Origin of the sequence: Streptomyces albus subsp. albus (assembly GCF_000719865.1) — a bacterium.
In the GTDB taxonomy this organism is placed as follows: Bacteria; Actinomycetota; Actinomycetes; order Streptomycetales; family Streptomycetaceae; genus Streptomyces; species Streptomyces albus_E.
Genome location: NZ_JOID01000015.1, coordinates 49,940 through 62,774 on the forward strand (window position 1 = coordinate 49,940; position 12,835 = coordinate 62,774).

General features: G+C 72.9%; 13 protein-coding genes. 10 read left to right on the forward strand and 3 right to left on the reverse strand.

What is annotated here, in order from left to right; genetic code table 11:
- Positions 1 to 19 precede the first annotated feature (19 nt).
- The 7 genes from IF83_RS0116095 (at position 20) to IF83_RS0116125 (ending at position 5,873) form a co-directional block, all read left to right on the forward strand.
- A complete protein-coding gene (locus IF83_RS0116095; protein WP_030544884.1) occupies positions 20 to 907 on the forward strand; it encodes a DUF5936 domain-containing protein in 888 nt (295 codons plus the stop codon).
- Between the two features lie 26 nt (positions 908 to 933).
- On the forward strand, positions 934 to 2,523 hold the full coding sequence (locus IF83_RS0116100; RefSeq protein ID WP_394297329.1) for a sensor histidine kinase: 1,590 nt from the start codon (positions 934 to 936) through the stop codon (positions 2,521 to 2,523).
- Positions 2,483 to 3,481: a response regulator transcription factor gene (locus IF83_RS0116105; protein WP_051722820.1), complete on the forward strand. Its 999-nt coding sequence runs from the start codon at positions 2,483 to 2,485 to the stop codon at positions 3,479 to 3,481. Before IF83_RS0116100 ends, IF83_RS0116105 begins: the two co-directional genes overlap by 41 nt.
- Positions 3,482 to 3,696: 215 nt before the next feature.
- Positions 3,697 to 3,951, forward strand: a complete 255-nt coding sequence (locus tag IF83_RS0116110) for a hypothetical protein (protein WP_051722851.1) — start codon at positions 3,697 to 3,699, stop codon at positions 3,949 to 3,951.
- Positions 3,951 to 4,544 carry a pilus assembly protein TadG-related protein gene (locus IF83_RS0116115; protein ID WP_030544887.1) on the forward strand — a complete coding sequence of 198 codons (594 nt, stop codon included), beginning with the start codon at positions 3,951 to 3,953 and terminating at the stop codon, positions 4,542 to 4,544. The genes IF83_RS0116110 and IF83_RS0116115 overlap by 1 nt, the downstream gene beginning before the upstream one ends.
- Positions 4,545 to 4,576: 32 nt before the next feature.
- A complete protein-coding gene (locus IF83_RS0116120; RefSeq protein ID WP_030544888.1) occupies positions 4,577 to 5,182 on the forward strand; it encodes a hypothetical protein in 606 nt (201 codons plus the stop codon).
- Between the two features lie 7 nt (positions 5,183 to 5,189).
- Entirely contained in the window at positions 5,190 to 5,873 is a 684-nt protein-coding gene (locus IF83_RS0116125; RefSeq protein WP_078843522.1) for an OmpA family protein, read from the forward strand.
- Between the two features lie 93 nt (positions 5,874 to 5,966).
- On the opposite strand, the gene IF83_RS0116130 is transcribed toward IF83_RS0116125, so the two are convergent.
- Positions 5,967 to 6,275, reverse strand: a complete 309-nt coding sequence (locus IF83_RS0116130) for a DUF192 domain-containing protein (RefSeq protein WP_037680274.1) — start codon at positions 6,273 to 6,275, stop codon at positions 5,967 to 5,969.
- Positions 6,276 to 6,753: 478 nt separating this feature from the next.
- Between IF83_RS0116130 and IF83_RS0116135 the strand changes: the two genes are divergently transcribed.
- Positions 6,754 to 7,761: a prepilin peptidase gene (locus tag IF83_RS0116135; RefSeq protein ID WP_030544891.1), complete on the forward strand. Its 1,008-nt coding sequence runs from the start codon at positions 6,754 to 6,756 to the stop codon at positions 7,759 to 7,761.
- A gap of 478 nt (positions 7,762 to 8,239) precedes the next feature.
- Positions 8,240 to 9,010, forward strand: a complete 771-nt coding sequence (locus IF83_RS30290) for a hypothetical protein (protein WP_244177095.1) — start codon at positions 8,240 to 8,242, stop codon at positions 9,008 to 9,010.
- 119 nt (positions 9,011 to 9,129) lie between these two features.
- On the opposite strand, the gene mgrA is transcribed toward IF83_RS30290, so the two are convergent.
- Positions 9,130 to 10,176, reverse strand: coding sequence for an L-glyceraldehyde 3-phosphate reductase (mgrA, locus tag IF83_RS0116145; RefSeq protein WP_030544893.1), 1,047 nt, complete (start codon positions 10,174 to 10,176; stop codon positions 9,130 to 9,132).
- Positions 10,177 to 10,349: 173 nt separating this feature from the next.
- Here mgrA and IF83_RS0116150 point away from each other — a divergent pair, with 173 nt between their 5' ends.
- Positions 10,350 to 11,105 (forward strand): isoprenyl transferase, encoded by a 756-nt coding sequence (locus IF83_RS0116150; protein WP_030544894.1) that lies wholly within the window; start codon positions 10,350 to 10,352, stop codon positions 11,103 to 11,105.
- A gap of 94 nt (positions 11,106 to 11,199) precedes the next feature.
- On the opposite strand, the gene IF83_RS0116155 is transcribed toward IF83_RS0116150, so the two are convergent.
- Positions 11,200 to 12,813 carry a sodium:solute symporter family transporter gene (locus IF83_RS0116155; RefSeq protein WP_051722822.1) on the reverse strand — a complete coding sequence of 538 codons (1,614 nt, stop codon included), beginning with the start codon at positions 12,811 to 12,813 and terminating at the stop codon, positions 11,200 to 11,202.
- Between the last annotated feature and the right edge of the window lie 22 nt (positions 12,814 to 12,835).

Genomic DNA, 12,835 nt, shown 5'->3' on the forward strand with positions numbered 1-12,835 from the left:
GAGAGGGGGACGACCACCGATGACCGCTCTGCTGCTCGCCTTCCTGGCCGCCCTGAGCGCCGCCGGCATCGGCTACGGCATCGCGCTCTACCGCCGCGAGGCCGAACTGCCCGGCGATCTCCAGGTGGCCCTGGAAGTGGGTGCCACCCGCACCACGGCCGTCGGCTCCGCCGTCGACCGCCTCGGCATGCGCCACGCGCCCCTGGTGCTGCGGCTGATGGGCCCCCGCCGCGTCGACAAGGTGCGCCGCCGGATCGACCGGGCCGGCAACCCCGGCGGCCTCACCCTCGACCGCTACGCCGCCCGCCGCGCCGTCTACGGCCTTCTCGGCTTCACCGGGGCACTGGCGATGCTGCTGCGCGGCCAGTTCGTCATCGCCGTGCTGCTCGTCCTCTTCGGCCTCTTCTGGGTCGAGGTGGGTATCTGGGCGGCGGTCCAGCAGCGCAAGGCCGACATCGAACGCACGCTCCCCGACTTCCTCGACGTCCTCGCCGTCGTCGTCAGCGCCGGACTCGGCTTCCGGCAGGCGCTCGACCGGGTCTCCGAGAAGTACCGGGGCCCGTGGGCGGACGAACTGCGCATCGCGCTGCGCCGGATGGACATGGGCGTCAGCCGCCGCGAGGCGTTCGACGAACTGCGCCGCCGCAACGACAGCGACCAGGTCGCCATGTTCGTCACCGCGCTGCAGCAGGGCGAGGAACTCGGCGCGCCCATCGTCGACACCCTCATCCAGATCGCCGACGACATGCGCCGCACCGACGCCCAGAACGCCCGCCGCCGCGCCGCCCGCGCCGTGCCCAAGGCGACGCTCGCCGTCACCACCTTCATGCTTCCGGGGACGCTCATCCTGCTGGTGGCGGGCTTCGTCTTCGGCTCGGGAGTCGACTTCGGCGCCATCACGGGCTGACGCGCGGGGGAGAGAAGGAGAAGGAGGTGAGAGCGGTGGGACGGGAACGGACCGGAACGGGGACGCGCACGGCGGGTCACCCGCCCGCGGACGCCGCGGCGACGGCGCATGTCCCCGTGGCCGGGGACGAACAGGGTCTGCGTCTCCAGCTCAACGCACTCCAGGCACTGGCCCGGCACGTCTTCGGCTTCCGCCTCGCCATGATCGCTCTCGGCACCCCGTTCGCCCTCCACCGCACCGCACCGGGCCCCGCGACCTGGCTCATCGGTTCGGCTGTCGTGTGCACCTTCATGGGCTCCTACGTCCTCTTCCGCGACTGGGAGCGCTTCGGCCCGCTGCTCCTGCGGCACCCCGCGCTGCTGGGCGTCGACCTGCTGTTCGGCGCCCTGCTGCTGCTGACCGCGACCCCCGAGTCCACCCTCGGCTATGTCACCGTCTGCACCCCGCTGCTGGCCGGGCTCTGCTACGGCTGGCGCGGCGCGGGCGTCTTCGCCGGGCTCCAGATCCTCGTCCTCGCGGCCGCGTACGGCGGCAACCCGAATCTGAGCGGCGGCCTGGGCTCGCGCCTGGTCCTGCCCGGTTTCTGCGTCATCGCGGGCGCCGCCGGAGTGGTCCTGCGCAACCTGCTGCTCCGCTTCGGCGCCGCCGGCCGCGCCCTCGCCGAGACCCGCGCCCGGCTGGCCGCCACGGAAGCCGTCTGCGGTGAACGCGCCCGCCTGGCACGGGAGATGCACGACTCGGTCGCCAAGACCCTGCACGGCCTGGCCCTGGCTGCGGAAGGCTTGGCGGCCTCGGTGGACCGTACGGACCCGGGGGTCGTGCGGGAGCGCGCGGAACTGGTGGCCCATGCCGCCCGGCGCGCGGCCGCCGAGTCCCGCGAACTCCTGTCCGATCTGCGCCGCACCCCGGGCACGGCGGACCCGGACCCCGTGCCGGGCCGTTTCCCCGGGGAGGCCGCCTGGGTCGCCATCGGCCGGGAACTGGCCGCCCGGACGGCCGACTGGTCCCGCCGCACGGGCATCCCCGCCGACGTCCGGACGGAGGGCGGGGCCCCGCTGCCCACCGTGCCGCCCGCGGTGGCGCGGCAGTTGCTGACGATCACGGCCGAGGCCCTGGAGAACGCGGGGCGCCACGCCCGGGCGGAACGGGTCACCGTGGAGGCGGCCGTCACGGAGGGCCCCGCCCGGGGCCCCGCCTCCGGGAGCCCGCCCCCTGGACGCCCGGCCCCCGAGCGGCCCGGCTCCGGCGGCGGACCGGCGGTCCGCACCCTCCACATCGGCGTGCTCGACGACGGCCGGGGCCTGCCGCCCGGGACCGACCTGGAAACCCTGCGCCGCGACGGCCACTTCGGGCTGCTGGGCATGGCCGAGCGGGCGGCGGGCATCGGCGCGCGGCTCCGTATCGGCAGCGGGCCGCGGGGGACCGGTACGGAGGTCCGGCTCGAACTCCCGCTGGAGCCGGTGCCGACGCCGTCCACCGCGCAGCCGCCGCCGTGCCCCCTGCTGGACGGCGTCCCCGGACAACCCCCGGGCCGAGAAGGCCCGGCACCCGTGAGAACCGAGAGGAGGCCCGGCCATGCCGGCAGAACACCCGGCCGCGAACTCGCCGGTCCCTGACCGCCCCGGCGCGCTTCTGAGGGTCGTCGTCGCCGACGACAACCCGGTGGTGCGAGCCGGGCTGTCCGCCCTGCTCGACGGCCGGGACGACATCCGGGTCGTCGCGGAGGCGGCCGACGGCGACGAGGCACTGCGCGCGGCCCGCGAACACCGTCCGGACGTGGTGCTGCTGGACGTCCGGATGCCGGGGATCGACGGCATCGACGCGCTGCCGTACCTCGTGCCGGTCGCGCCGGTGCTGATGCTCACCTACAGCCGGGAGAGCGAAACCGTGCGGGAGTGCCTGCGGCTGGGCGCGGGCGGTTACCTGGTGCACGGCGAGTTCACCGCCGACGCGCTGGTGGCGGCCGTGCGGGACATCCGCGCCGGTCACTGCCCGATGACCACGACCGCGGTCAACGCCCTGGTGGCGCACGTCCGCCGGGAACCCGCCCCCGAACCGGCCCCCGGGACGGCCCGCGCCCGGCGGAGCCGGCGCACGGCGACCGGACGCCTCCGCGCACCGGACCGGGCGACGGCGCCCGCGGCCCGTAACCGCACGGACCCGCCAACCGGCAAACGCAAAGCCGATGCTTCTGCACACGTTCTCCCGACTCCTTCTCGCTCCTTCTCTCCGCGAGGCGGAAACTGGGCCTTGACGGAACCGGCCGAACGTCAACAACCCCCTTCGCAAGCGCAACTATTTATGGGACAGTCGTTGGCCGGGCGGCCCCATCGGCGGGGGAATCGCGACGAGTTCGGGCTGAGCAGCCGGGAGGCGGAAGTGATGGACCTGATCGCTTCCGGCCTCAGTAACCGGGACATCGCGGCGGCCTGTTTCATCAGCGAGAAGACCGTCAAGAACCACATCAACCGGATCTTCGCGAAACTCTCCTCCGCCAGCCGCTCCGAAGCCATACTGACCTGGCTTGGCAGAGGGCGACGGCAATGGGGACCGGCCGGGGGCGGCCATGGCTGAACGGGGGACACGGACGATGCCCACTCCGCACCGCAACCGCCGGCACCCGGACCCACGCTTACGGCCTGCGCCCGCCACCGCCGGTTCGAACACCGCGCTCTGGGCCCGCATTTGGGCCCACGGACCCTCGCCCGACCCGGGTACGGTGCCGTACGGTCCGGCGGAGACGTATGCGTCGGTCGACGTGCGGCCGGCCAGCACGGGAGGACAGTCCCATGTCGAAGAAGACCTTGGCGAAGGCCGCGGCCGACACCAGGATCCGCGTGCACGGCCGATGGAACACCGCGACCGAATCCCTGGCCGCCCGGGCAGCGAGGACGGGCAGCGCGGACCGGGGGCAGACGGCGCTCGAATACCTGGGCATCATCCTGGTCGTCGTACTGATCATCGGAGCGATCGCGGGCTCGGGCATCGGCCAGGCGATCCTGAGTCGGATCATGGAAGCCATTTCGAGCATCAACTCCGGCTGATACGCCGCCCGCTCGGTGACGCAGGGCAGGCCTTCCCCATCTACATCACGGTGGTGGCGGGCCTGCTCTTTCTCGCTTTCGCCTATTTCGCGGTCGGTCAAGCCGCTGCCACACGCAATGGCGCCCAGACGGCGGCGGATGCTGCCGCGCTGGCCGCTGCCCAGGACGTCCGGGACCAGATGTACGACGGCTTTCTGGAAGCCGTTGAGGCGGAAGAGGCATGGGAGGACTGGCTCGGTGGCGGCGGCCTCACGGACGTGGACGAGGGCGCGGCCTGTGCCCAAGCGGCCGACTTCGCGGCCAGGAACAACTCCACAGCGGATCCGTGCGAGTGCTCCGAGAGCGAGTGCACAGTGGCGGTCCGCACCGACTACACCATCGGAAAGTCCATCGTGCCCGGTACGGAGAGCACGCACGGCGAGGCGGACGCGACAGCAGTCGTCGAGCCCCGCTGCCGCGTCGAAACCGGCGACACGGACTCCATCGAGTTCTCCTGCGACGGCGAGGACTGGATCATTGATCCGGGCGAACTGGACGATCCGGATGTACTGCCGGAAGCGGCGGATTTGTTCTCCGTCTACCTGTCCGAGTGATCAAGGACCACACCAGCAAAGGAACGCACTTCATGAGTATTCGGCACACAGCGAAGGCCCGAAGGAGAGCTGCCGCAGTAGCACTCGCGGCGGGCTTCGTCCTCGCCGTGGCCGGTTGCGGTGAAGGAGGTGGGGAGAAGTCGGGCAAGGAGTCCTCATCCGGCGAGATCCCGGACGGAAACTCTGATGGGGGAGGCAAGGGGGAAGAGGAGAACAGTTCGCCGCCCTCCGAACCGTCGAAAACTATCGCTGAACTCAAGGGCGAGAAGGGGCTTGTGCTCGCTGTGCACGAGGTCAAGCGGGACTCCGGAGGGTTCCTGACTCTCAACGGCACGGTGCGTAACGAAGGCGACAAGCCCTATTTCGATACGACCAAGTGGCAGGGAAACGAGAAGGAGATCGTCAATAACGGCTACTCGCTGGGTGGTGCAGCTCTGGTGGACCAGAAAGGGAAGAAGCGTTACTACACGCTTCGGGACACCGAAGGCAGGTGCCTCTGTACGACTGGCATCACCAAGGTGGAACCGGGCAAGGAAATCCCTGTCTTCGTGCAGTTCCCCGCCCCGCCCGAAGGCACCACCGAGGTGGAGTTCTCCCTGCCCACGTTCGACTCCGCCACCGTAGAGATCACCGAGTGAGTCCCTCATGACCTCGACTCGTCCTCACCCCAAGGCCCGGCCCGTGCCCCTGCCCCGCACCCTGATGGCCCCCACGGCCGTCGCCATGGTCTTCGCCCTCTCCGCGCTCGGTGTGCACACCGCCGACGCCGCCCGTGCCGAGGAGGGGCCCGGATCGCCCGGTGGGCCCGGAGCGGCGATCACGCCCTCACCGCCCGTCGAGGTCGACGCCGACGACCCGGACCTCAAGATGGTCGCCGGGGCCCAACTCGCGGACGCCAAGGTGCTCGACATCAAATCCGTGGTGGAGGACCTGGGCGGTGACGAGCGCCGCGAGGACACCAACGCCGACGTCACCTTCGCCCTCCAGGCCGAAGTGCTCTTCGGCAGGGACAGCGCCAAACTCGACGGCAAAGCGAACGCGCGCATCGCCGCCATCGCCGAGGAGATCAAGAAACAGGACGCCAAGCGCGTCCAGGTTTTCGGCTTCACGGACAATCTCGGTTCCTCGGCGCACGGCGACGTCCTGTCCAAGAAGCGTGCCAACGCCGTGCACAAACAGCTCGCCAAGGATCTCGATTCCGGCGTCGCCTTCGATATCCGCGGCTACGGCGAGCAGTTCCCCATCGCGGACAACTCCACCGAAGAGGGCCGCAAGAAGAACCGCCGCGTCGAGGTTTCCTTCCCCCGGACCGACAGCAGCGCCAACTGACCCTCCCGGCCCCTGCTCGCCACAGAGCCGGTGCCGGCCGGCCGTTCCGGCCATCCGGCATCCGCCCGGCGGTATGCGACAACCGCCGCCCCGTCAGCCGATGCGTACCCGTGCGCCCCTGACCAGACCCCAGTTCCGCATCGCACCGGCTTCCGCCTCCAGGAGGTGGCGTGCGCGGAAGCGGGGCCGGCCCAGCCGCCCGGGGTGCATGGTGCGTACGGCGAGTACCCGGAAGTCCCGGCTCAGATAGGCGACATCGATCGGGAAGCGCATCCGGAAGGTGTGCACGCTGTTCGCCGGGGTCAGCAGCATCGCCCCCTCGATGCCGTCCCGGCCGAGGAGGCCCCGGGTGCGGGCGCGCAGGGAAGCGGCGATCTCCAGGGGGACGGCCCGGCCGGCCACCCGCGGTCCGGAGTCGCCCGGACCGGCAGAGCCGTCGCCGGCGGAACCACCCCCGCTGCCGGCATCAGTGGCGTCAGCGGCCGCCAGAGTGTCGACGGTCTCGGCGGCGTCGGCGGTGTCGGCGGTGTCCGTGATGTCCGTGGTGGCCGTGATGACGGTCAAGGTGGTGGTGCCGTCGCGCAGGCGGCCCGTGCCGCCCGTGTTGCCAGTGTCGTCCATTCCGCTGTCTCCCCGCCGGTCCGTCCCCCGCGTCGTACGGAGGTGCGGTGAATGCGGCGGGCCGCTGTCCGCTCGCCCTCTCCCCGCCCACTGGCCCTCCTGCGGGCCCGAGCTCAACCGTCGTGCACATCACGCAGGTTGGCCGGACGTGCCGCCGCCCCAGCGTTCTACCAGAGGGCGGCCCGGCCGGTCCCCGGTTCGTCCCCTTGTGGGCCCACGGGCCCGTGACCCCTCGCATCGCGATCCGTACAGTCGGTGCGTGCCCCTGTCGCTGACCGTTCTCGCCGCCCTGTACGGCGCCGCCGCCGGACTGCTGATTCCCCGCGCGGCCTACCGGCTGGCGGTCGAGCCCGGGGAGCCGTGGCGGGCCGGCTGCCCCGGCGGGCATCCGCTCACCGGTCCGGCGCGGGGCTGGGCGGGGCTCAGCCGCTGCGCGCTCTGCGCGTCCGGTGTCCGCGTCGGTACGGCGTCGCCCACCGAGCCGGCCTCGACCACTGAGTCCGTGCCGCCCAGTGATGCGCCGTCGCACGCCGAGCCGGTGCTGCCCGCTGCGCCGATGCGGCCCACTGCGCCACCGCCCGCCGAGCCGCCACCGCCCGCCGAGCCGCCACCGCTCTCCGAAGGGGCGCCGCGGCCCGTGCCCCCGAGCGCCGGTCTCCGCGCCGGTACGCCCCCCGGCCCCGGTGGCCCGGGCGCGTCCCCGGCCGGGCCCGGCCCCTGGTTCGGGCCCCGTTCCACCGGTGCCGTCCTGCTCTGCGCGCTCGCGTGCGGCGGGCTCGCCGCGACCACCGGGGCGCGGCCCGAACTGGCCGTGTGGCTGCTGCTGGTGCCGTTCGCGCTCGTCCTCGGCTATGTCGACGTGGCCGTACGCCGGCTGCCGGACGTGCTGACGCTCACCCTGCCCGCCGCGACCACCGCCCTGCTCGGCGTGGCCGCGCTGCTGCCCGGGCCCGGCGGCTCCTGGGGCGGTGCGCTGCTGGGGGGCGCGGCGCTCGGTGCCGCGTATCTGGTGCTGTACCGGATCCACCCGGCCGGCATGGGCTTCGGCGACGTCAAGCTGGCGCTGACCGTGGGGGTCGCTCTCGGGTGGTACGGCTGGGGTGTGCTGTTCACCGGGGCGTTCGCCGGATTCCTGTTCGGGGCGGTCTACGGAGTGGGCCTGGTGGTGCTGCGACGCGCCGGGCGCAAGACAGCTCTTCCCTTCGGCCCGTTTATGATGCTCGGCACATTTCTGGGGCTGCTGCTGGGCGGCCTGGCCCCGTCCTGACCGGCCTGAACACCGATTTCACGGGGGTTCGCGGCTCTTGGCCGGGTAACGGCGCGACTGTCCTCCGATGCGCCGCGCGCCCCTTCGGTGCGCGGATCACCCCGTTCCACGGGCTATGGTGGAAACCCCCCCTCGGGCCGGTCCGTATCCCCCCACGGACCGGCCCGCTTCTCGTTTTCCCGCACGGCGCCCGCCACCGGTTCGTAGACTCTTCCCCGTCGGCGACCGGGGGTGCGGCAAGCGCCGTGGACAAGACGGGGGAAGCGTGTCGAACGGGCAATGGGGGCCGCCGCCCGCGCCCGGGCAGGGCAATCCATACGCCCCGGGGCAGGGCAATCCGTACGGGCCGGGGCAGGGGCATCCCTGGCCGACTCCGCCCGCCGGTGGCCCGATGCCGGGGGCGGGCCCGTACGCTCCGCCGCCGGGCCGTCCGTACGCCCCCGGTCACCCCGGCACCGGCTTCGGCCCCGGTCTGCCGGTGCCCCCGCCGCCCGCACCGCTCCCGCCGCCCAGGGTCCGCTTCCGGCCGCTGGGGGCGCTGCGCACGGGGCGTGCCACGGCGGACGCGCTGTTCAACCGGCCGGGCCCCGGCCGCGTCGAGGACCCGGCCGTGCGCCGGGCCCAGCTGTGGCGCGCCGTGACGGGCGCCCTCTCGACGATCGCCCTGGTCCATGCCTACGGGACCGACGGCGGCTGGAGCGATGTCGTCGACGACGGGGTGTTCCGGCTCGTGATGGCGCCCGTACTGCTCGTGCTGCTCGGGCCGGTGGTGGTCACCCTGTTCATCCGGCAGGCCCCGCCGCGGTACCGGCCGACGCTGCGGTCCCGGCTGTGGCTGCCGGTGAAGACCGTCGGGTGGTTCTTCGGCTCGTACCTGGTCTGTGTCCCCACTCTCGCCGGCCTCTTCTGGCTGATGGAGCGGGCGCCGTCGCCCTGGAACCTCCTCGTCGGCCTGGCGGGGCTCGCGGCGCTCTTCTGGATGCTGCCGTTCCTGCTCTTCTCGCTGCTCAACACGGCCCGCTACGCCTTCAACGCCGCGACCGTGCATGCCTACCTGCCGGCGGTCCTGACGGTGTCCCTGGTGTGGGCGTTCGCGGGTGTCGGCTTCCTCGCCGACGGCATGCCGCACAACGGGCCGCCCGAGGCCCAGCTCGCCGCGCTGCTGGGCGGTCCGCTCACCGTGAGCCTCATCGCGGTGTGGGAGCTGCACCGGCTGCGCACCCGCTTCGGGGTGCGTCTGCGCACCTGAGACCGCGGCGGGGCCGGCCCCCGCGGCCGGAGGCGGTACCGGGCGGCGGAGCGGCGGCAGGACGGCGCGGAGCCTGTGCGGGGAGCTCCGGCACGAAGCCCCGTACGCGGCCGGAGCGGTCAGCTCCGGAGCGCCCAGATGTTGACCCCCGGCGTGGTCACCGCGAAGGTGTCGATCTCCGCCAGCTCCTCCCCGGTCAGCCGCGGCCCGCGCAGCGCCGCCACATTGGCCTCCAGCTGCCGCACGCTCGACGCCCCGGTCAGCGCGGACGTCATCCGCTCGTCCCGCAGCACCCAGGCCAGGGCGAGCTGGGCCAGCGACTGCCCGCGCCGCCGCGCGATGGCGTCGAGCCCGCGCAGCCGCCGCAGGACGTCGTCCGTGAGCAGGCCCGGGTCGAGGGACGTGCCCCGGGCGGCGCGCGAACCCTCGGGGATGCCGTTCAGGTACTTGTCGGTGAGCAGGCCCTGCGCGAGCGGCGCGAAGGAGATGCAGCCCATGCCCTCCGCCTCCAGGGTGTCCAGCAGTGCGTCGTCCTCGATCCAGCGGTTGATCATGGAGTAGGACGGCTGGTGGATCAGCGCCGGGACGCCCATGGAGCGCAGGATCCGGGCGGCCTCCCGCGTCTGCTCCGCGGTGTACGAGGAGATGCCGGCGTACAGCGCCTTGCCCTGCCGCACGGCGGTGGCGAGGGCGCCCATCGTCTCCTCCAGCGGGGTGGCGGCGTCGAAGCGGTGCGAGTAGAAGATGTCGACGTAGTCGACGCCCATCCGGCGCAGCGAGGCGTCCAGCGAGGAGAGCAGGTACTTCCGCGAGCCCCACTCTCCGTACGGGCCGGGGTGCATGCGGTAGCCGGCCTTGGTGGAGAGCACCAGTTCGTCGCGGTACGGGCGGAAGTCGCGGGCGAGAATCCTGCCGAAGTTGACTTCGGCCGAGCCGGGCGGCGGACCGTAGTTGTTGGCCAGGTCGAAGTGGGTGATGCCCAGGTCGAAGGCGCGGCGCAGGATCGCCCGCTGGGAGTCGAGGCTCCGGTCGTCGCCGAAGTTGTGCCACAGGCCCAGGGAGATCTCGGGGAGCTTGAGACCGCTGCGGCCGGTGCGGCGGTACGTCATGGAGTCGTAGCGGTCGGTGGCGGCGCGGTGGGGGGAACCGGGGAGGGATGGCGTCACGTCCTCCTCCCTATCACGGCCGTCGCGGGACACGGTTGGCCCGCTCGGCGGTGAGCACAGTAATGTGCTGGCTTCGGTGCTGACACTGCTCGGAGAGGCTGAAGAAGGCGATGCTGCGTAATGCCGGGGGGCAGAGCGAAACCGAGCGGCGGCGCCGCGGACCCTACGCGGCAGTGCGTGAACTGGTGTACGGGCTCTACGCGCGCCGTGTCGAACGGCGGCTCGACACCACCCAGAGCCCCAAGCACATCGGCGTGATCCTCGACGGCAATCGCCGCTGGGCCCGCGCCTCGGGTGGCACCGCCGAGCAGGGCCACCGTGCCGGCGCCGGGAAGATCCGGGAACTGCTGGGCTGGTGCACCGAGACGGATGTCGAGGTGGTCACGCTCTGGCTGCTGTCCACGGACAACTTCGACCGTCCGGAGAAGGAGCTCGTCCCGCTGCTCGGCATCATCGAGGACGCGGTGCGCGACCTCGCCGCCGACGGCCGCTGGCGGGTGCACCACGTGGGCACGATGGACCTGCTGCCGGACCGGACGCAGACGGTGATCAAGGAGGCCGAGGAGGCCACCGCCCACATCGAGGGCATACTCGTCAACGTCGCCGTCGGCTACGGCGGCCGCCAGGAGATCACCGACGCCGTCCGCTCCCTGCTCACCGCGGAGGCCGAGCGCGGCACCTCGCTCCCGGAGCTGGCGGAGAAGCTCGACATCGAGCACATCTCCCAGCACCTCTACACCCGCGGCCAGCCCGACCCCGATCTGGTGATCCGCACCAGCGGCGAGCAGCGGCTCTCCGGCTTCATGCTCTGGCAGAGCGCCCACTCGGAGTACTACTTCTGCGAGGTCTTCTGGCCCGCGTTCCGCAAGGTGGACTTCCTGCGCGCGCTGCGCGACTACGCGGCACGCCACCGGCGGTACGGCGGCTGACCCGCCCCGCCGCCTCCCGGCCGGGCGGCGAAGGGGCGGCACCGGCGCCCGCGCACCGGTGCCGCCCCTTCGCGCTGCCGGGGCGGGCGTCCCGTCAGAACACCCGCTGCCGCACCTGCCGCACCCGCCGTGCCGCCGTCTCCGTGTGCTCCCCCTCCTCCGTCTCCACCGGCTCGCCCAGCCGGTTGCCCAGCCGGGCCAGCAGGAAGCCGGCCGGGATGCTGAGGATCCCCGGGGTCCGCAGCGGGAACAACTGCCAGTCCGCGTGCGGGAAGAGCGCGTCGGGAGCGCCCGACACGGCCGGGGAGAAGAGGAGCAGCAGCACGGTCACGGCCGTCCCGCCGTAGACCGCCCAGCGCAGCCCCGCGACGGTGCACCGCTTCCAGAGCAGGCCGACGCAGAGCGCGGGGAGGACCGCGGAGGCGGCCACCGTGTAGCTGAGGACGAGCCAGAACTGCGGATTGGCCTCCCGCCCCAGGACGGCCAGCGCGATGCTCACCGACCCGGCGCCGAACAGCGCCAGCCGCGCCCGGACCCCGCCCGGCAGCCGGCTCGGCCGCCACGTGCCGTCCGGCCGGGTGCGTCCCGTGTCGTGGACGAGGGCGGCGGAGCTGGTGAGCAGCAGCACCGACGCGGACGCCATCACGGTGAGGAAGGCGGACGAGGAGATGAAGGTGAGCAGGGCACCGGGTCCGGCGGTCCCGCCGCCGTCCAGGGCGTCCGCGAGCAGCAGCAGGTTGTTCCCGCCGCGCGGGCCGGCGGCGTTGAGGCCGTCCGCGCCGATCAGTGCCTGGATGCCGTAGCCGAGGAAGACGGCGGAGACGCACAGCAGGGCGACGGTGCCGGCCGTCCAGCGGGCGGCCTGCCGCGCCTCGGCGGGCCCGGGGCTGGAGGCCAGCCGGGTCACGGCGTGCGGGATGAAGGCCGCGCCCAGCGCGATGGTGAGGACCAGGCTCACCGTGTCGAGCCCGCCCGTGGCGCCACCGCCGTAGAGGTGCCCGAAGGAGAAGTACGCGTCGCCGGCCTGGCTGCCCTTCGAGGCGGCCTCGGTCAGCTTCCCGAAGCCCCAGTCGAAGTGGGCCATGACGAGGGCGGCCAGCAGCGGCGCCAGCACGACGAAGGCCACGGCCTTGCCGATCTGCAGCACGGTGGCACCGCGCGCGCCGCCGATGGCGGCACAGGTGAGCATGAGCAGCCCGAGCAGCACGGTGCAGGCCGTCTCGCCGAGCTCGCCGGGCAGGCCCAGCAGGGCGGCGGTGATCTCGCCGACCGGCCCCAACTGCGCGACGAGCAGCGGTACGGAGGCCACGAGCGCGGCGAAGGCGGCGGCGCGGCGCGCGGGTACGGACGGGAGTCGGTGGGCGAAGACGTCGCCGAGGGACCGGCCGCCGGCGGCGGGGAGCCGCGCGGCGAGCAGCCGCCCGAAGAGCAGCGGGGACAGGGCGGTGGCCAGGATGACGGCGATCCCGTCGAATCCGGCGACCGCCACCGTGCCGGTGATGTAGAGGACACCGGCGGCCGAGATGAAGTCGCCGGTGAGGGCGAGACTCTGCCGCTTCGGGTCGTGGACGGTGCCGTTGGTGTGGAACTCGTCGGCGCCCTCGCCGAGATCCTGGCTGGTCCACATGGACAGCAGCAGGCAGCCGAGGACGAAGAGCAGGAAGAAGAGGACCGTGGCGAAGCGGTCCTGGGCCAGGTTCCCGATCATGCGGCGGACCGCCCCTCACGGC

Bases quoted from the DNA above. Each gene is read 5' to 3' on its own strand.
- IF83_RS0116095 (WP_030544884.1), top strand. From the start codon at position 20: ATGACCGCTCTGCTGCTCGCCTTCCTGGCCGCCCTGAGCGCCGCCGGC.
- IF83_RS0116105 (WP_051722820.1), top strand. From the start codon at position 2,483: ATGCCGGCAGAACACCCGGCCGCGAACTCGCCGGTCCCTGACCGCCCC.
- IF83_RS0116110 (WP_051722851.1), top strand. From the start codon at position 3,697: ATGTCGAAGAAGACCTTGGCGAAGGCCGCGGCCGACACCAGGATCCGC.
- IF83_RS0116120 (WP_030544888.1), top strand. From the start codon at position 4,577: ATGAGTATTCGGCACACAGCGAAGGCCCGAAGGAGAGCTGCCGCAGTA.
- IF83_RS0116125 (WP_078843522.1), top strand. From the start codon at position 5,190: ATGACCTCGACTCGTCCTCACCCCAAGGCCCGGCCCGTGCCCCTGCCC.
- IF83_RS0116155 (WP_051722822.1), bottom strand. From the start codon at position 12,813: ATGATCGGGAACCTGGCCCAGGACCGCTTCGCCACGGTCCTCTTCTTC.